The sequence below is a fragment of the Paenibacillus motobuensis genome, from assembly GCF_039521865.1.
In the GTDB taxonomy this organism is placed as follows: Bacteria; Bacillota; Bacilli; order Paenibacillales; family Paenibacillaceae; genus Fontibacillus; species Fontibacillus motobuensis.
This window is the reverse complement of the sequence record NZ_BAAACX010000007.1, coordinates 457911-477701: the sequence shown is the minus strand read 5'-3', so window position 1 is coordinate 477701 and position 19791 is coordinate 457911. Positions and strand designations below refer to the sequence as shown.

The 19791-nt window shown below is 47.5% G+C and carries 14 protein-coding genes; 3 read left to right on the top strand and 11 right to left on the bottom strand.

Annotation, left to right across the window (positions count from 1 at the left end; genetic code table 11):
* Nucleotides 1-90: 90 nt before the first annotated feature.
* Complete coding sequence (locus ABD014_RS07330) at nt 91-1737, bottom strand: response regulator (RefSeq protein ID WP_343859296.1); 1647 nt, start codon at nt 1735-1737, stop codon at nt 91-93.
* A complete protein-coding gene (locus ABD014_RS07325; RefSeq protein ID WP_343859293.1) occupies nt 1730-3553 on the bottom strand; it encodes a sensor histidine kinase in 1824 nt (607 codons plus the stop codon). Before ABD014_RS07325 ends, ABD014_RS07330 begins: the two co-directional genes overlap by 8 nt.
* A gap of 190 nt (nt 3554-3743) precedes the next feature.
* On the opposite strand from ABD014_RS07325, the gene ABD014_RS07320 reads away from it, so the two are divergent.
* The 3 genes from ABD014_RS07320 to pepT all read left to right on the top strand — a co-directional run bounded on the left by ABD014_RS07320 (nt 3744) and on the right by pepT (nt 6897).
* Nucleotides 3744-4631, top strand: coding sequence for a carbohydrate ABC transporter permease (locus tag ABD014_RS07320; protein WP_343859290.1), 888 nt, complete (start codon nt 3744-3746; stop codon nt 4629-4631).
* A complete protein-coding gene (locus ABD014_RS07315; protein ID WP_343859287.1) occupies nt 4631-5461 on the top strand; it encodes a carbohydrate ABC transporter permease in 831 nt (276 codons plus the stop codon). The genes ABD014_RS07320 and ABD014_RS07315 overlap by 1 nt, the downstream gene beginning before the upstream one ends.
* Nucleotides 5462-5658: 197 nt before the next feature.
* On the top strand, nt 5659-6897 hold the full coding sequence (pepT, locus tag ABD014_RS07310; protein ID WP_343859284.1) for a peptidase T: 1239 nt from the start codon (nt 5659-5661) through the stop codon (nt 6895-6897).
* A gap of 24 nt (nt 6898-6921) precedes the next feature.
* Here pepT and ABD014_RS07305 read toward each other — a convergent pair whose 3' ends face one another.
* From ABD014_RS07305 to ABD014_RS07265, 9 genes are all read right to left on the bottom strand, one after another.
* Nucleotides 6922-9654, bottom strand: coding sequence for a GH36-type glycosyl hydrolase domain-containing protein (locus ABD014_RS07305; protein ID WP_343859281.1), 2733 nt, complete (start codon nt 9652-9654; stop codon nt 6922-6924).
* A gap of 221 nt (nt 9655-9875) precedes the next feature.
* Nucleotides 9876-11300 (bottom strand): type I glutamate--ammonia ligase, encoded by a 1425-nt coding sequence (gene glnA / locus ABD014_RS07300; protein ID WP_343859279.1) that lies wholly within the window; start codon nt 11298-11300, stop codon nt 9876-9878.
* 250 nt (nt 11301-11550) lie between these two features.
* Entirely contained in the window at nt 11551-12594 is a 1044-nt protein-coding gene (gene aroF / locus ABD014_RS07295; protein WP_343859276.1) for a 3-deoxy-7-phosphoheptulonate synthase, read from the bottom strand.
* A 354-nt stretch (nt 12595-12948) separates the two neighbouring features.
* Complete coding sequence (locus ABD014_RS07290) at nt 12949-13896, bottom strand: 4-hydroxy-3-methylbut-2-enyl diphosphate reductase (RefSeq protein ID WP_343859273.1); 948 nt, start codon at nt 13894-13896, stop codon at nt 12949-12951.
* An 84-nt stretch (nt 13897-13980) separates the two neighbouring features.
* A complete protein-coding gene (locus ABD014_RS07285) occupies nt 13981-15429 on the bottom strand; it encodes a sensor histidine kinase (RefSeq protein ID WP_343859270.1) in 1449 nt (482 codons plus the stop codon).
* 4 nt (nt 15430-15433) lie between these two features.
* On the bottom strand, nt 15434-16123 hold the full coding sequence (locus tag ABD014_RS07280) for a response regulator transcription factor (RefSeq protein ID WP_343859268.1): 690 nt from the start codon (nt 16121-16123) through the stop codon (nt 15434-15436).
* Between the two features lie 220 nt (nt 16124-16343).
* Nucleotides 16344-17957: a S1C family serine protease gene (locus tag ABD014_RS07275; RefSeq protein ID WP_343859266.1), complete on the bottom strand. Its 1614-nt coding sequence runs from the start codon at nt 17955-17957 to the stop codon at nt 16344-16346.
* Between the two features lie 138 nt (nt 17958-18095).
* Nucleotides 18096-18749 (bottom strand): response regulator, encoded by a 654-nt coding sequence (locus ABD014_RS07270; RefSeq protein ID WP_343859263.1) that lies wholly within the window; start codon nt 18747-18749, stop codon nt 18096-18098.
* A complete protein-coding gene (locus ABD014_RS07265; RefSeq protein ID WP_343859260.1) occupies nt 18742-19788 on the bottom strand; it encodes a sensor histidine kinase in 1047 nt (348 codons plus the stop codon). The genes ABD014_RS07270 and ABD014_RS07265 overlap by 8 nt, the downstream gene beginning before the upstream one ends.
* Nucleotides 19789-19791 lie beyond the last annotated feature (3 nt).

The window sequence follows — 19791 nt, the reverse complement described above, 5'->3', positions numbered from 1 at the left end:
TCTATGTTGCTTATTCTAAAGAAAAGGCTTACTAAGAAAAATGGAGATAAGTGACAATCTAAGGGTAAAAAAGTGTTGTTATCTGGTTGTTCACTTTTTATCCCCTGCTCTTCCATTTCGATATTCCGTAGGTGATTCGCCATAATAATTGCGAAATGCCTTACTGAAATAATTTTTATCTTTATACCCCAGCATTTCAGATATTTCCTGAATTTTCAGAGCAGAATCATCCAACAGCATGCAGGCCTTATCCATCCTCACCTTCTGCATATACTCATGAATCCCGAATCCGAATTGCTGCTTGAACAGTTTCATCAGGTATTCTCGACTAAGATAATATTTATCCGTGAACATGGAGATTTTGATATCTTCAAAATAGTGCTGATCGATATATTCCTTAATGTCCTCGATGTTAAACGGACGATTGCTCGCCATCGCCTCACGGATCCGGTCGCCATAGAATTCAAGAATTCGTGCAAGCAGTTGTTCGTATTCTCCTAAAGTCGCAAAGTCTGTGAATAGACCGGCGGTAGCAAACGAACTACGTGAACCGATGGCGAGCAAATGATCCGAGGCCACGCCCAAATCTATCGCCATATCGTTAAATAGAACGATCATTTCGCGGATTGCCCGCTCCGCTTCGCCGATCGCGAAATAATCAGCCTCCCTAATTTTTTGCGTCAACTCACTCAGAATGATCTTCCCGTGATTTATGTTTGCGGACTCCAGAGCATTTCGTATAGCCGTCATCCGATTCGTAAAGGACAACACCTCGGAATGGCCTGTCTTCTCCTTAGAAGCAAAGGCGTTCACTCCCTTCAGCTTAAGCAGATTAAATCCATAAATCGCAGCTCTCGCTTCCTCATAGGAATCCGCCAGTTTGGAGACTTGTTCATACACTTGTCCGATTCCTGCCACCGATACAATCCCAAACAACTCGCTTAGCATCTGTCCTACTTTTCTCATCAGGAAATCAGCTCGGAAAGCCAAATCCTCCGGATACCCGCCTCGCATCGTAAATACAGCGATAATTTCCCCATCCTTCCTCGGATCGGAAAAGCTGAAGCAGATCGTATCATCCATGGCGACTTCGTTAATCACGTTCGCCACAGCGAAATATAGCAATTCGGAATCCCGATTGAATCGTTTGTCACGCACGACCTGCATGTTTAGTAATTTTAATACGAGCGCACCAAAGTGGTTATCTTCTCGATCCGCGCCGATTAGTGGGAGAAAAGCGAGATTGTTCTGTTGCTTAAAGGAGCGTTCGATAATCGACAAATAAATTTTCTCCTTCAGCTTGGGCAAAGACATGTTGAAGGCGATATTCCTAGTGATTAGTTCGCTATGGCTCTGCCGCTTCGCTTCCAGCACATTTATCGCCTTGCGGAGCGCTTGATTAAGATCCTGCCGATTAATCGGCTTGAGCAAATAATCGACGACCTTGGAATGGATCGCCTGTCTCGTAAATTCAAAATCGTTATACCCGCTGATCACGATCGTCAGCAACTCGGGGTAGTCGCGCTCTACGATCCGTAGAAACTCGACCCCATTCAGCTCCGGCATCTTCATATCCAGCATGACCAGATCTGGACGGTGCTTGCCAAGCAAATCCAGCCCAACTACTCCGTCGGTTGCCTCCCATACTTCATCGACCTGGAGTCCCTCCCAGTCTCCCAATATTTTGATAGCCTCGCGTAGCGGCTCCTCATCATCAATGATCAATACTTTATACATAGCCCGCGCCTCCCCGTGGTATTCTCATCGTCATTTCAGTCCCGGACTCGTCGCTATGAATCGTTAGCCCATATGGATCGCCATACAGTAGCTTCAGGCGAGTATTCAAATTTTTCAATCCGATATTCTCTCCTTCCTGCTCCTCCCACTCGACTTCCAGAGTACGTAAAATTTGCTCAAGCCTGTCCCGAGGAATACCCGGCCCGTCGTCATAGACCGAGATCAATGCAAAGCTCTCGCTAACCTTGGCCTTGATTTCAATCGTAATCGGCGCGGACACCTTCTCGACCGCGTGCTTAATCGAATTCTCCACCAGTGATTGTAGGGATAGCTTAGGAATTTGCAGCTCCATCAACGACTCATCCCAATCAATATTCACTTGAAGCCGGCTGCCGAATCTTGCGCTTTGCAGCGCCAAATATCTCTCAATATGTTTAAGCTCTTCTCTTGCATAGATTATATCTTTACCGCTGATGCTGTATCGCAGCGTTAAGGCCAAGGCGTCTACCATATCAGCAACATCATCATTTCCGCTCTTTAAGGCTTTGGTTGATATGGCCTGAAGTGCATTATAGAGGAAATGAGGATTAATTTCCGCTTCCAGCGCTTTTAGAATCGCATTCTTCTCCACCAACTTCATGCGGTAGCGTTCATTGATCAAATCATTGGTCCGCCGCACCATCTGATTGAAACGACGGGTTAAATAAGCGATCTCATCCTTCCCTTGCACCGGTGCTTCCACATCGAACGTCCCCTCACTGAACTGGCGCATATGCTTAGAAAGCCGATTTAGCGGTTTTGTAATCGCATTCGAAGTAAGGGTAACGAGAATAACCGAAATAAACAGAAATATTATGCCGATGATATAGCTCAAATTTCTCGCTTTGGTTGCGGCCTTATAAATGGTGCTGTAAGGAATCGGCTTGACCAACTTCCAGCCATCCTGTTTCCCGATATCGTATACAACGAGGTAGCGCTTATCACCATCCTTCCAGGTAACAGGACGCGCCGCCTTATCGCTGATCGTCCGAAACCATTCTGCCGAGCTGATCGCTTCATAAGTATCCAGATCATCCATATGAAAAGGAACATTATCCGGACCCAGGAACATCAGATGCTCCCCTTCCTCAAATGGAATATCGTTTATAATGACATCTTTCACCGTTGGCTTCAAATAGAATGATAGAACGGCTCTAGGCTCACGCGAAGCAATAGAGCGCAGCACGCGATGATAACCCATAAATTTCGGCTCAGTCTCCATCTTGTAACCGCTTTTAGCACCAGGCGCGACAAATGATTGGTAAGAACGATTTTGCGGGCTGTTCATCGCTTCTTGATACCATGGCTGCTTGTCGATTCCTTCTTGATAGCCGACCCGGACCGTAATATTGTAAGCCTCTCGGGTAATCGAATAATATTTATGTTGATCGATCAAATACAAATAGATGCTCTCCAGATCTTTACGACTGAAGAACATATCCCGTAAATAATCTTCAAGATACATTTTCGAAGCATAGTCATCGCTTTCACGTATGACCGCCCGAATAATATCGTCATATTTGTTGTAAGGAAGCGAGAATTCTTCAATTCCATCCAAATAATCCTCTAGCTTCTGGTTTACGAGCATTAGATTGTTCGTCGTACTATCAATGCTGTTATTGACCGCTTCCTTCTGGAGCATTTGATAGGATATGACCGTAAGCGAGCCCACAATAAGAATGATCATTGACGTAAAAAGCAGAATAAGCTTATTGACCAGTCTGCGGGATATCCTATCTGTAAACGCTTTTATAGCAGCTGATAACCTTTTTATCATTGCTGTTCCTCCTCTATACAGCGCTATAGTTTACCTTTTTACCCTTAACTGTTTTCTTATGTCCATTTAGACATATTCTTTGCTGAATTATAATCGATTGTAGCTAAAAACGACAGAGTGTATATAAATCCAAATACTCTCTTGTCTTAAAAAGGTTGTCTTAAAAAACGTTACGAAAAAGAGGTGCGATATGTTAAAAACGGGGAGAAAGTGGACTGAAAGGCTGGAATTCGGGGCTTTTACGCTGCCTGTTCTGATCAGTGTGATTGCTGTATTCTATTATCCTTTTATCATGACGATTCGATATTCGTTAACCAAGTGGAATGGGATTTCCAAACACCCGAAATTTGTAGGGCTGGACAATTTCAAGCAAATTTTCAGCGGTGACACCAACTTCATGAATGCAAGCTGGTTCACGATTAAATATGCGATTCTGTACATCGTGCTTGTGAACGTACTGGCGATATTGCTGGCTCTGGTTCTAGATATGAAATTGAAGAGCACCACCTGGCTAAGAGCTGCCTTCTTTATTCCTTACATTCTTAGTCTGGTTATCGTCGGATTTATCTGGAAATTCATTTTCATGCAAGGCTTCGAATCATTAGGGGCGAGTACAGGCTGGGGGATCTTCAAGCTCAGTTGGCTCGGTGAGCAGAATCTAGCTTTTATCTCGGTACTGCTTGTCTCAATTTGGCAATCTGTAGGTTTCTACCTCGTTATTTATATCGCCGGTCTGCAATCGGTACCGGAAGATCTGAAGGAAGCTGCAAGAGTAGATGGTGCAGGACCAGTTCGTCGTTTCTTCAGTATTACGCTTCCGCTGCTTGCACCGTCCATCACCATTTCCGTGTTCATGGCATTAACAAACTCCATCAAAGTGTTCGATGTGATCCTGTCCCTAACAGGCGGTGGACCAGGCGGTACTACATATAGTGTCGCATATGATATTTATCGTGATACGTTCCAGAACAACCTGTATGGCTATGGTTCTGCCAAGGCGTTGATTCTGTTCGTGGCCGTGCTGATCATCACGGTGATTCAATTAACGATCTTCAAGCGCAGGGAGGTTGAGGCATAATGAAGAACAAAAAAGCAGGGCTTATCATCTTTGAAGTAGTTATGGTCATTCTCTCACTATTGTTCTTGTATCCATTATTCTTGACCATTATCAACTCTTTGAAAAATTTCTCAGAAGTCATGACGGATGTTATTGCTTTGCCAAAAAAACTAACCTTCGAGAACTATAGCTATGTATGGAAATATATTAATTACCCACGATTGTTCTTGAATAATACGATCATTACTGTATTAGGTTTAGCTGGGATTATCTTAATTTCCTCTATCGCTGCTTATAAGCTAGCCAGAACAAAATCAAAGTTGAGTACTCTGATTTATTTCCTTTGTATTACACCGATGCTTATCCCGTTTCAATCAATCATGCTGTCTGTATTGCAAATGTCCAAGACTTTTCACCTCTCCGAAAGTACATGGGGACTTGGGATTCTATACTGGGGCTTTGGCGCACCGCTGGCTATGTTCATCTATCACGGCTTTGTGAAGGGAATTCCGAATGAGATCGATGAGAGTGCCAAGATTGACGGCGCCTCCGGCTTCCGGCTATTCTTCCAGGTTATATTCCCTCTCTTGAAGTCGGTAACGACGACGATCATTATTATTGATGTTATGTGGATCTGGAATGACTTCCTGCTTCCACTCCTGATGGTTAACGGATCGCCGACCACGAAGACATTGACACTGGCTGCCTACACCTTTGTCGGACAATACACGTCGGACTGGCAATATGCCATGACGGCGATGGTTATGGCCGTTCTGCCATCGATCATCGTGTTCATGTTCCTGCAGAAGCACATCGTCAAAGGCGTTGTAGCCGGAGCTGTAAAAGGCTAAGACACTCCAAAAATCAAACGATATGATTACGGCATAAAGAAGAGCCGGGTAGCGGTATATTAACCACTGCCCGGCTCTTCTTATGCCGCTAAATTTGGATATACTTTCATCCCCCCTCCTGGTTTGATACAATTTACTTAATAGAGGTTTAAACACGAATTTAATAATGATTAAATCGATGAAAAGGGGCTATTTTGATGAGAGACGAGCTTATCAACAGGTTTACTTCTTATGTTAAAGTCGATACCCAATCCAACGAGGACAATCTGGTCTGCCCATCTACACCAGGGCAGCTCACGTTGGCCAGACAGCTCGTGGAGGAGCTGGAAGCCATCGGCATGGAGGATATCAGTCTTGATGACAACGGTTATGTCATGGCAACCCTGCCGGGCAATACGGTAAAAGATGTTCCCGTCATCGGTTTCCTGGCTCATCTAGATACCGCTACCGACTTCAGTGGCGCTAACGTTCAGCCGCAGATCCTAGAATCCTATGATGGCGGAGATATCTTATTGAATGAACCCGGTGATATCGTATTGTCTCCGCGTGACTTCCCCGAGCTAAGTCATTACAAAGGCCATACGCTCATTACAACCGATGGTACGAGCCTGCTTGGCGCAGATGATAAGGCCGGCATCGCCGAGATTATGACCGCGATGAACTATTTGATCCAGCATCCGGAGATCAAGCATGGCACGATCCGCGTCGCCTTCACACCGGATGAGGAGATCGGCCGCGGTCCAGACCGCTTCGATGTCGATGCCTTCGGGGCTGAATTTGCCTACACGGTGGATGGCGGGCCATTAGGCGAGCTGGAGTACGAAAGTTTTAACGCTGCTGCAGCCAAAGTAACCTGCAAAGGGGTCAGTGTTCATCCCGGATCAGCGAAGGGCAAGATGGTCAATTCCGCCAAGATTGCGATGGAATTCCACGCCATGCTGCCTGCGGCGGAAGCCCCTGAATATACCGATGGCTATGATGGCTTCTACCATCTGTCCTCAATCCAGGGCGATGTCGAGCAGACACGGCTGCATTACATCATTCGCGATTTTGACCGCGAACAATTCGAGGCCCGCAAGGCCAAAATGCAGAGCATCGCCGAAGAGCTGAAGGCGAAATATGGTCCTGAGCGAATTAACCTTGACCTGCGCGATCAATATTACAATATGCGCGAGAAAATCGAGCCTGTTATCGATATCGTAAACGTAGCCGCCGAAGTTATGAAAGAATTGAAGATCGAACCGATCATCACCCCGATTCGCGGCGGTACTGATGGCTCTCAGCTCTCTTACATGGGACTGCCTACGCCGAATCTGTTCGCCGGCGGTGAGAACTTCCACGGCAAATTCGAATACATTTCCGTGAATAGTATGATCAAGGCAACCGAGGTTATCGTCGGAATCATCCGGAAATTTGAAGAGAGAGCGCAGTCCTAAGACTGCGCTCCCTGCGCTTCTATACTATGGAATTCGTTCTAGCAGCACTTCAATGACTTGATTGCCCTGCTCCGACAGCACGTCCAGCAGCTCCCGCGAAATGAGGCAACCCATTCCATTCATTTTGAGGTCTGCCTGCTGGCCATTTATTTTTACCGAACCTATACGATATTGACCGTAATCAATTTGCTGCGGATTGTGATAGACGACCTCCAGCGTCCGCCCGGCGAACAGTGTCTCGACAGAAGCTGCGCCCTCAGCATCGAATTGCGTTCTCATCAGCTTCGGTTCCAACAGTAAATCACCGTAGTACCCCTTCACCCCGTACACTTCCGTAAGCTGTGTCAACAACAGCCAGCTGGCTGAGCCCGTCAAGTACGTATACATCCCTCTGCCCCGTTCGTTAATATACTCCGGTACACCCGGGTACATTTTACTAACGGCAAAATCACTGGATAACCGATATATTGAGTCTAGAACCTGGTAGCCCTCCTGTACATATCCACGTTTATACAAGGCATTGGCATACATGACCGTCATATGGCTGAACATCGCCCCGTTCTCTTTATGACCAAAGGCAAAGCCAAAGGCGCGGCCGAGATTTTGCTGAACGCCTCCAAATCGTGAGTTCAGGCGATAGCCGATGCGCTCATCCTTCAGGTATCGCTCTACTGCGGCATGGATTTTATCGACCTGTTCATCGGTTGCTACTCCGCCCATGATAGTGAACACTTGCCCCGTCAAAGTCATTCTGACTCCCTCAGGATGGTCCCCCTCAACACGCTCGCCATCATTGTTATAGTAGCCGTTGAACCATGCATAACCTTCCTGGCTAGTCACCCATTCGTTGCGACGAAGATGCGTGATCATCCATTCCGCTTTAAGCTTAAGGTCTTGCGCCACATCCTCAATGCTTAGTTCGACGAACTTACCGCTTACGGTCGGTACGATTGATTGATAGTAGCTGTCCAACAGAGCGAGCTTCGATGTTGTGCTATCATAAGAGATCGGATGTGACAAGCTGTCCAGCAGTCTAGCGATCTCTTGGGCTAACTTGATCGTATTTATTCCCGATCTATGCTTCAACTGCAAGAGCAGATCGGACAATTCCAGCAAATTGCTGGCATAGAAGGCGGTAAAAGCGACGCTCTCCCCGCGGTTCGGGGCCAGATCAAGTCCGTCGTTCCAGTCCGCTCCCTCCAGCTTGATATTGTTGTGTTCCCCGACATTAAAGAACGGAACCAGATTCTGCAGCAAAATATGCTCCAAAATCGTCCCTTCATAGATATCCCCTTCGCCAGTCAACAGCTTGTTGCCCTGTTCCGGCAGCCAGCTTGTGTCCCGTCCCTTGGAGCGCTCAGTGAAGCTGTCCCGGAAATAGGTCTGTAACTGCAGCAGAAAATCGAGATCCCCGCTTTGATGAATATACAGCATTGTCGTGAGCAGAGGCCAGGCACCATGGTCCATCCACACGCGCGGGATATTGTTGCGATCGGCGATAAATTCCCCTGGCCTAGCCCCAATGATCGTCGCGTTGCTTCCATCGATGCGTACCCCGGCATAATTGTTCAGCAGCAAATAACGAACCTCCGCAGGCTCCATAACCATCAGCGCAAGACAGTCCTGCCATAAATCGCGCCAGCCCCGGCCACCGCGGCCATAATCATGGTAAGGGAGAAACGAATTACCATAGAGGCGCCGCAAAACCGGCTGCAATGTCACCCATCTCATCCATAGATCCTGTTCCTCATCCCCGGAATGGAAGATGATCGTATCCAGCTTCTCGCGCCAATAACGCTCGTTCTGTGCGAGTAAATTATCAAAGCGGGCCTCGGATAAATATTTTGTCGCGTACTCTTCGTCGCTAATTCGTTCCCCAGTAATCAACATCGCAATAATATAGGACTTCGACTCACCTGCGGCTAGTTCCACCTCTTCAAATCTCAAGCCGCCGACCGCTTCATAACCTTCGAAATGGACGTCGGGACCTGCCTGCGCTTTTCGGTTAAGAACGACAGCCTCTGGCCAATCTAGCGCCCCTCCTTCTCCAATGAAGTCCTCGTTCACCGGGAAGAAGCCCGAAGGACGCTTGCCATGATCCTCTGCCCCAAGCACGCTATAGGTGACTTTATTGACCCGATGTCCCCGTTCATCAAAGGACAACGAGGGCTGTACCTCAATGCCATATGTAGATGTATAGATGCGATGCAGCAGGGAGGTCACATGCCGGTGGTCGCGAAGGTCATCGGCTGAACGTCCGTACAACGGAATCGCCGCTGTGGCAGTGAAGCGGATAGGAGTATCCCCCGTATTCGTGAGCTTCACCTTCATTAATTCAACTTGATCTTCAGTAACCGGGACAAAGTTCATCGTCTCTGCAGTTAGCGGAAGCATGCCATGCTTGCGTGTGACGCAATGCCATAGAAATCCGGCCTCCACCTGGCTGTACTCGCGGCCCTCGGCAAATTGTTGAGCGTTCTGCTTCGCAGAATTGCCGCTGACGGACCAAGCCCCTTCCTTCTCTGTGTAAATCCAGAAATTCCGTGCTGCCTTTGAATTGTGTAATGCCTCGGCCGATACAGGCTCCGTCAGGAAGCTGTTATGGCCGGATGTGATCTGCCCATGCAAATTCGGAGTGATCGATGACATCATCCCTGCCTCATTGACTAACGGAAAATACAAATAGCTATAACTCTCCGGCTGTTCAAGTTTGAACACCCCTTGCTTCCCCGCATATTGCCATCCCCTTGCCTTCATCCCATCTTCCTCCTCATGAATAATTGCTCTTTGATTCGAAACCGGTTTCGTTTTGTCTATTATCTCATTCCAAGCTCTCTGATGTAAAGGGATGTTCACGAATCTGGAACACATAATCTGAGATTTATTATGATCAGAATAAAAAAGAAGAAGCTCCCCTAAACCTATTCCGGTCCATGGAGAGCTTCATCATCTTCTATCATTGGAAGCTAGATTCGATTCTACAAATCATAATATAGGCCGAATTCATAAGGATGAACACGTATCGCTACCGCTCTGGCCTCAGCCCGCTTGAATTCAATATAGTTAGCAATGAATTCGTTCGTGAACACCCCTCCTGCGGTCAGGAACTCGCTGTCCGCCTCAAGCGCATTCAGCGCTTCCTCAAGCGAACCCGGTACACTGCGGATACCTTCCTTCTCCGCTCTGGACAGTTCATAAATATTTTTATCGAAGGGACCGTAGCCTTCCTTGACCGGATCGATCTTGCGCTTGATCCCATCCAGCCCAGCCATCAGCATCGCTGAGAACGCCAAATACGGATTAGCGGTAGAGTCCGGGGTCCGGAATTCGATGCGGCAGCCTTTCGGCGTTACAGCGGCGACCGGTATCCGTACGGCTGCGGAACGGTTACCTTTGGAATATACGAGGTTGACCGGAGCCTCGTACCCTGGAACTAGACGCTTGAAGGAGTTGGTACTCGGATTGGTGAAGGCGATCAGTGCCGGAGCATGATACAGAATGCCGCCGATATAATGCAGTGCAGTCTCACTCAGGTTTGCATACGCCCCTTTTTCATAGAACAGAGGAGTATCGCCATTGAAGATCGATTGATGCACATGCATCCCGCTACCATTATCGCCGAAGAGCGGCTTCGGCATGAAGGTCGCTGTCTTGCCATAGTGAATCGCCGTATTGTGAACGATATATTTATAGACCATCAGATTATCCGCCGTTTTCAGCAGTGTGTCGAAGCGGAAATTGATCTCGGCCTGGCCAGCAGTCGCCACTTCATGATGGTGACGCTCCACCACAAGTCCAGCTTCTTCAAGCAGGCGGCACATTTCGCTGCGGATGTCCTGCTGCTTGTCAGCCGGGGCTACCGGTACATAACCGCCCTTCACAGGGATTTTGAAGCCCGTATTGCCGCCTTCCTCAGTACGGCCTGAATTCCAAGACGCTTCCTCGGAATCCACCGAATAATAGGTTCCGTTGATCTTATTCTCATAGCGAACATCATCAAAGATGAAAAATTCCGATTCAGGTGCGAAGTAAGCGGCCGTACCGATCCCGCTCGCTTGCAAATATTCCTCCGCTCTTACCGCGATACTTCGCGGGTCGCGCTCATATCTCTCACCCTCCGGCGTGAAAATATCACAAAATACGTTTAACGTCGGATGGGCGGTGAACGGATCTACGTATACTGCGCCATGATCCGGCATCATAACCATGTCAGATTCCTCAATCCCTCGGAACCCGGGAATAGATGAGCCGTCAAAAGCTACTCCATTAACAAATGTATCCTCATCAACCTGCTTCGCTGGAAGCGTAATATGGTGAGCCCGGCCAGACAGATCAACAAACCGGAAATCCACCCATTCGATCCCTTTTTCCTTGATAGTTCTCATTACAAGCTCTGCTGACATGTCGTTTCCTCCCCAGATCACGAACATTAAATATAATTATCACATTCAATGTTCATGCTTACGATTTATTCTGAGGTCATTATAAAACCGTGAAATTATGCCGTCAATAGTGATGTCAGGTATTTTTACATCATAAATAAGGTATTATTACACCAAGTACAAACTTATGGCTAAATAGTATAAAGGCCCTCCGTCATAAAGACAGAGAGCCCTGTTTATTGAATGCCAAGCATTTATCTTTTACGAACGATCAGCTCTGTAGTGCAACCTTCGGAGTGTCGAATCTCTTGCCTACAATCGGAGCTAACTTCTCCAGATCTTGCAGCAAGGCGGCAAATTGATCCGGGAATAAGGACTGCACGCCATCACCGGTCATCGAATTGTCAGGGTCGGTATGCATCTCAATAATGAGTCCATCCGCCCCGGCTGCTACTGAAGCCTTTGTCATTGGCTCAACCAACTCGCGCCGTCCAGTACCATGGCTCGGGTCTGAAATGACCGGCAAATGACTAAGCGATTGGAGCACCGGAATGGCCGACAAGTCCAGCGTGTTGCGGGTATAGGTTTCAAAAGTACGAATACCGCGTTCACAGAGCATCACATTCGGATTTCCCCCAGCAAGAATGTACTCGGCAGCATTCAGGAACTCATCGTATGTAGCGCTGAAGCCCCGCTTGAGCAATACCGGCTTGCCACAAGCCCCCAGCTTACGCAGCAGATCGAAGTTTTGCATATTTCTTGTGCCGACCTGGAGAATATCAGCGTATTCCGCACAAACATCAACATATTCCGGAGTCATGACTTCCGTAATCGTCAGCAGGCCATGCTTCTTGCCAGCCTCGGCCATCATCACAAGTCCTTCCACACCGATTCCTTGGAAGCTGTAAGGACCCGTACGCGGCTTAAATGCGCCCCCGCGCAGCACCTGGCCACCAGCCGCCTTGACCAGACCAGCGATCTCATCAATTTGTTCCGGAGATTCAACCGCACAAGGACCACCCATGATGACCAGATCTCCGCCACCGATCTTTACATCTCCGATCGAGATAACCGTATTCTCAGGATGAAAATCACGGCTCGCCAATTTATATGATTTGGATATTTTAATGACGTTCTCAACATCCTTCATTTGCCGCAGATGCTCAGCAAGCTTCGGTTCAATACTTCCGATGAGACCGATCACTGTACGATCCTCCCCGCGTGAAATATGAACCTGCAATCCCTCTTTCTCAATAACGGCTATAATCTCCTGAATCCGTTCCTCAGATGTTCGATTTGAAGTTACTATAATCATATAATTCCATCCTTTCCTTATCCTTTGACATTATCTAGGGGTATTATATATAGTCCCCTATAACAATATTTCACTGTCTCGCTTAAACGCTTGTTCGCTTTTAAGCTTTTAATCGTTAAAGAGAATATACTCTATTGGACCACTTCCGTCAAGATTCCCGAGTTTCATCAAGATAGAAATATGAATCTCGTATTTAAAAAACCGCATAACAAAGGAGCTCTTCGACCGAAGGTTGCAGGAATACGAGAACTCGATGACAATAAATTCGAACTACTGCTCGAATACAAAGTTCCCGATCCCAAAGCCTCAAGTAACGAAAGAGCTCCGTGATTCATTGTATGTGATTATGAAGCTTTATTTCTTGGCAACCTTAACCGGAGGAAGCAACTTCTGCATATTGACCGTCCTGACGATCTCCCAGGTGGACGGTTCATCCGGATTATACTGCTCCAAATAATTGATGACTTCCTTAGTGATCGGCGTTGGCGTTGAAGCTCCTGAAGTCACCGCTACCTTACTAATTCCCTGCAGCCATTCCTGCTTGATCTCGGACACATCAGAAATCCGGTATGCCGTTACCCCGGCGATCTCCTCTGATACTTGTGCAAGCCGATTGGAGTTATTGCTGCGCGGATCGCCTACGACGATAACTAAGTCAGCTTGGCTGGCCTGCTCAGCTACTGCTTGCTGGCGCATCTGGGTGGCCAGGCAGATCTCATTATGCACCTCAGCCCTTGGGTACTTCTCCAGCAGCTTCTTCATAATATGCTTAATGTCCCACTGGCTCATCGTTGTCTGATTCGTGATGACGATTCGGTCAGACATCAGATGAAGATCAGCAATCTCCTCTTCCTTCTCAATCAGATGAACCTTATCAGGAGCGACACCGACCGCACCTTCCGGTTCCGGATGGCCTTTCTTGCCGATGTAGACGACTTCATAGCCTTCAGCCACCTTCTCCTTGATCAATACATGGGTCTTGGTCACGTCTGGACAAGTCGCATCTACCGTGGTCAACCCTTTCTCACGAGCCAGCTTTCTGACCTCTGGAGATACCCCATGAGCCGTGAAGATCACAGTCCCACTCTCCACCTGACTCAGAATTTCCATCCGATTCGGGCCATCCAGCGTAATAATGCCCTCATCCTCAAAGGATTGGGTCACATGACTGTTGTGAACAATCATGCCCAGAATATATATAGGCCGCGGAAGATCGAGATTTTGGGCTGCCTGTCTGGCCAGCACCATCGCATCGACGACTCCGTAGCAATAACCGCGCGGCGTAATTTTGAGCACTTCCATGAATTATTCCCTTCTTTCCGTGCGCTTCTCCTAGAACCTCTACTAGGGAGAGAAGCGGATAATACGAATCCTCCCTATTATAGCCTATTCCGGCAAGGCATTAAAGAGAGCTGGAAGCCAGATGATAAAAGAAGTCCCTTCGCCCAGCTTGGTAACTACTTCAACCGATCCATCATGCTCATCGATAATCCATTTTGCAATTGATAATCCGAGCCCGACTCCCTGGATAACACCGCGGGAAGGATCAGCCCGATAGAATCTCTCGAAGATATGCGGGATCTCGCTCTTATCCATTCCTATGCCTGTATCCGTAATGCGGATACCAATCTGTTCTCCCTGTCTGGCCGCATCGATCGTTACGCTGCCCTCAGGCGTGTATTTGAAGGCATTCTCAATAAAGATGAACAACAGCTGCTGCAAATAATCCTTATTCCCCATCACAGTGACACCCTTAATCGCTTCAAGATTTCCTTGCAGCCAGGCTGCATTGCGGGGAAGGAATTGCGCTCTGCGTATGACCTCTTCTATTAACGGAGAGAGAGCAAGCGGTTCTTTGTTAATGGTCTTACCAGCATCGGCACGAGCAAGCGACAGCAAATCGTTGACTAGACTACTCATCCGCCGAGATTCATCGGCGATGTCCGTAATCGCCTCCAACGTATAGATCCGCTTCTGCTCTTCATCCAACTCTACCCGTTTTTCACCGCCCTGGCCCCACATCTTCTGCAACAGATCAACATTACCACGTATCGTCGTCAGCGGCGTCCTCAGTTCATGAGAGGCATCGGAGACAAAGCGGCGCTGAGCTAAATAAGCCTCATCCAGCTCGTTATAGAATCCCTCGGTGCGCTCTAACATTCGATTGACCGTCCCAATCAATTGGCCAATCTCATCGTCCGGACCCTCATAATCTATTCGTACACTCAGATCATTTCCAGTCTGGATTCCGTTAGCTGCCTCAATAACTTTACCGATCGGCGCCATAGACTGACGAGCCAGGAACATACCCAGTGTAGCGGCAAAAATAAGCGAAATCGATGACCCAAATAATAACACACTTCTGACCAACCCCAGCAAACGTTCCTCAGCCCCGGTATAGGCACCAAGTTGAAGAAGACCAATATTCGTATTTTTAAACTGTAAAACAGTCTGATACAGTAAAAATGAATTTTCACCGATCCGAATGCTCTGATATCCATTACCATTTTTAAGCGGCCCCTTAGGTAGCGGAAATTGAAGATTTAATTCCTGCATATTATTCGATCGGTTAATACTCTTCTTTACATCGTTATAGATTTGCGCAAAAATTTGCGCATCTTCCAAGCGATTATTTTGGCTAGGCTCTAAAGAGATGTCCAGATTCACTGGATCCAAAATTAAAGTTTGAATCCGATTAGCCTGCTCCTCCAGCCGATTCTTTACTTCCTGATACGTATAGAAGCGTACCAATCCATAGAACGAAGCACCGAACAATATCAATACGACTGCTAATATGCTAGTATACCAAGCCGTGAGCCGTAATCTTATCGACATGCTCTTAGTCTCCTCTCAGAATGTAACCGGCTCCGCGAATCGTCTGAATAATGCGTTTACCGCCGAACTCCTCCGTCTTCTGCCTCAGCATGGCAATATAGACCTCAAGTACATTGGACTCGCCGCTGTAATCATAGCCCCAAATTTTATCCATAATCAGATCTCTAGTCAGGAGGCGCTTCGGATTCTGCATGAACAGATGCAGCAGATCGAATTCCTTCGCAGTCAGCTCCAGTCTCTCCCCGCCACGAATGACTTCCCGTGAATCAAGATCCATAATAATATCCTCAAAGATCAAGCGATGCTCGCCGGTCTCGCCGCCCCCTTGATCTTTCCGTCTGAGCAGCGCACGGACCCGGGCCAACAACTCCTCAAGAGCAAACGGCTTCACTAAATAGTCGTCCGCCCCAGTGTCTAACCCCTTAACGCGACTCTCCACTTCATCCTTGGCCGTCAGCATTAGCACTGGCACCGTACTACCGCCTTCGCGCAATCTTCGGCACACCTCGAAGCCATCCACCTTCGGCATCATCACATCCAGGATGATCATATCCGGCTCTGCCGTCATCACCATAGATAAGCCCTCCGCACCATTTTGGGCCGTATATACATCATACCCTTCAAATGCCAGGCCACGCCGCAGCATTGAAGTGATTTTCTCATCATCATCGATAACTAGAATAACTGACCTCATAAGCAACCTCCTCTGATCAAGAGCCATATGTAATGATCGATAAATTACGGCTCAAGTCTCTGTATATATTCTATCAAAATTCAAGCCCAAACTTAAACTTGTCACAAAAAGGCGGCAGGCCCAAGGGCCCGCCGCCTCCTTACGCCTAGGATCAGACGCATCGACCTGCCGATAAGAGGTAGTTCAGGTGCTGAAAACCAAACTTTTTGAACACGCACTATTATTGAACATTCGAAAAGTCGTTCTTATTGCCAATCTTAATCTTCAAATCCATCTTGTTTCCGTCACGGACAATATTGAAGGTAACCTCATCGCCAACATTTTGCTTCTGAATGTATTCAATCAGCGATTCCTTGGTGGCAAATTTCTTGCCATCGGCTCCTGTAATAATATCGTACGGGCGCAAGTCTGCATTATAGGCTGGTGATTTGAACACAACGCTTGATACCACCGAACCCTCCTTCACATCTGAACCCATTTGGGCAGCCACTTCATCACTCATCGTCATCAGTGTAGCACCGATGAATGGAACTGGTTTTTCCGGAATCTTCTCGTTATTCTTCAGCTTTTCGATAACTTCTTTGACCGTACTGGTCGGAATCGCAAATCCGATACCTTGGGAATCCGCGCTAACTGCAACGTTAATCCCTACAACCTCACCATTCAAGTTCAAGAGCGGACCGCCGGAGTTGCCGGGGTTGATCGATGCATCCGTCTGTAGCAAGTGCTCATATTCACGGTCTTTCTCTCCGTTCTCGCCAGCGATGGTAATGCTGCGCTCCTTTGCGCTAAGTACACCCGTTGTAACGGTATGATCGAAGCCTTTCGGATTCCCGATAGCAACTAACCAATCGCCCACCTGCGAGTTGTCAGAGCTTCCAAGTGGGATGGACGGGAAGTCGTTATTGCCCTCGATCTTCAGCACGGCGAGATCAAGCTCATAGCTCTTGCCAAGTACCTTGGCTTCATATGGTTTCTCGGTATTCTGTACCGTTACTTGAACTACATCGGCATTGTGGACCACATGTTCATTGGTCAGAATATAGCCGCTCTTATCGAAGATGAACCCTGAACCGATGCCGGTTGGAACCAATTGATTCGAATTGGACGAGGAACCACCGCCATCACTATTACCATTACCGTAACCTCCGTTATTCGAATCATCACCGAAGAAGAAACGATAGAACGGGTCATCACTGTAAGAATTACTGCGGTTTGACTGTTTGCCAGCTTTAACCAGCGTCTCAATCTTAACAACCGCCGGTCCGGCTTCCTTAACAACACCAGCAACATCTGTAGAACCTGCCACCGGATAAGAAGTAGTCGAAGCCTTCGAAGCTGTAGTATCGTTACTGCCTTGATTCATATTCTGTTCAGCTACAGTTGGTTCGGATCGATTTCCTGTGAACAGGTGAGCATAGTCTGCAAATGCCATCCCACCGCCCATGATCAGCATGCCAGCCAGGAAAGCAGCGATAATGGATTTTGCAGAAGATTTCTTCTTCGGCTTATTGAACTGCCAGTTGCCAGAATTTTTTGGAGGTAGTGAACCCCCTCCTCCGCCATTCAATGCGCCAGCGTCCTCAGTTGAAGAACGGTAACCATATGTGTTAGGTAGCGGCTTCACCGGTTGCGGTCTTGTAATTTCAACATCCTGTGATGGGCCTTCGCTGCCCGAGTAACTACTGGTGCTAGTTCCTTCCGGCTCCCTGCTATAGGATTGGAATGGACCGTAAGAATAATAGTAGGAAGCTCCGGAATCCTGATTTCCTTGCGATCTATCACTTTCATTCTCTTTGAACGGTTGACCCGATTTGTTTTTATCCTCTTCCATGATTGATATACCTCCTTCCCCTTGGTACTACAGGGGTAATTGATTGTTTGAGTTGTTATCTCGTTTACATTTATTATTTTGTACCAAGAACCTTAAACATACCTTAAAAACAATTAAAAAGGAGATAAAAGCTGGAAGTTAGCTGACCCACCCTTGACGATGAGCATAAATGGCCAATTGAGTACGGTCTTCGAGATCGCATTTCATCAGCAAATTGCTGACATGGGTCTTGACTGTCTTGATGCTAATATGCAGTTCTTCTCCAATCTCTTTGTTACTCTTCCCTTCAGCAATAAGCAACAGTACTTCTTTCTCACGCTCTGTCAGATCTGTATCATCGCTCTGTACCGTTCGCTGACGAAGGCCGCGTGTTAGCGCTTGAGCGATCTCCCCCGTCATCACCGGCATACCGCGACTGGCCTGCTGCAGGGCATGAATAAGTTCATCTGCAGATACCGTCTTGAGACAGTAGCTAACCGCCCCGGCTTCCACGGCCTGCACGACCAGATCATCCTCTATGAAACTCGTCAGTATGACGATTTTGATTTGCGGATAACGCTCTAGTACCACCCTTGTTGCTTCTACTCCATTCATAACCGGCATCATAAGGTCCATTAATACAATATCAGGCAATGCATTCTCTGGGTTAGCGTTCATAAAGTCAACCGCTTCTTTTCCGTTCCCTGCTTCAGCGATAACCTCAAAGAGGGGATCCATCATTAAATAAGTTTTAAGCCCCATTCTAACCATATCATGATCATCAACAATCATCACTTTAATTTTATCACTCATTTACAGCCGCCTCTTTTCCCGTCTCAAATTTCGGAATATGCACACGGATGGTCGTCCCCGCTCCTGGCTTACTTATAATCTCAACATGACCACCAAGCTTCTCAGCCCGTTCACGCATGGTGGTAAGTCCATAAGACCCCGGTCTCTGGGTGGTACTACTGAAACCTTGGCCATCATCGCTAACACTAAGAATGACCTGCCTTGGTCCCTCCTTGAGCGACATGCTGACTACCTTAGCACCGGCATGCTTAACAATGTTGGCCATTGCTTCTTGAATAATCAGGAACAATTGATGTTCCTTGGCTTCCGATATGCCTCCTTGAACATCAAGGTCTTTCATCCCTTTAAGCCCGTTTTGCCGACAATAATCAGGGAACCACTGATCAAGCGCTTCTGCAAGCGACTTGCCTACGAGCTCCATCGGGCGGAGCTGGGCAATCAATGCACGCATCTGCTTCTGCGCCGTATTCGACATCAGGATCAACTGCTCCATCACCGTCTGTGCCTGGGCTTCATTATTCTCCAATACTTTGGGAAGCGAGGATGCAGCCATATGAATGGCAAATAGCTGCTGACTGACTGTATCATGCAGGTCACGGGCAAGCCGGCGGCGTTCCTCCAGCACCGCAAGCTCAGCCGCCTGCTCCTTCCCAACAACCTCCTGCTCACCAAGCTGCTGCAGGAGCTTCATCTTCTTCTCTACCGCATCCGTCATATTGTTGAACTCCTGATATACCCCGGCAAAGGATTGATCCAGTGTATCAGGCATCCGTACGGATAAATTGCCCTTTGCGGCCTGAAGCATATTTAGATGCAGCAGATCGATCCGTCCCTGAATACGACGGCCAGCGATATAACCGATAATTAGTGTTAACACGACGATCGCTATCATCTCATAGAACCAGATATAGGGATCACCAATGATGATGATCCCCGCCCTAACGCCGATATAGGAAGCAATGGCTGCCAAACTGCCTGTCAGCAGAAAGAATCCGAGCAGCTCCCATTTTGTATTTTTTAGAATCCGTTGAACGATCATATT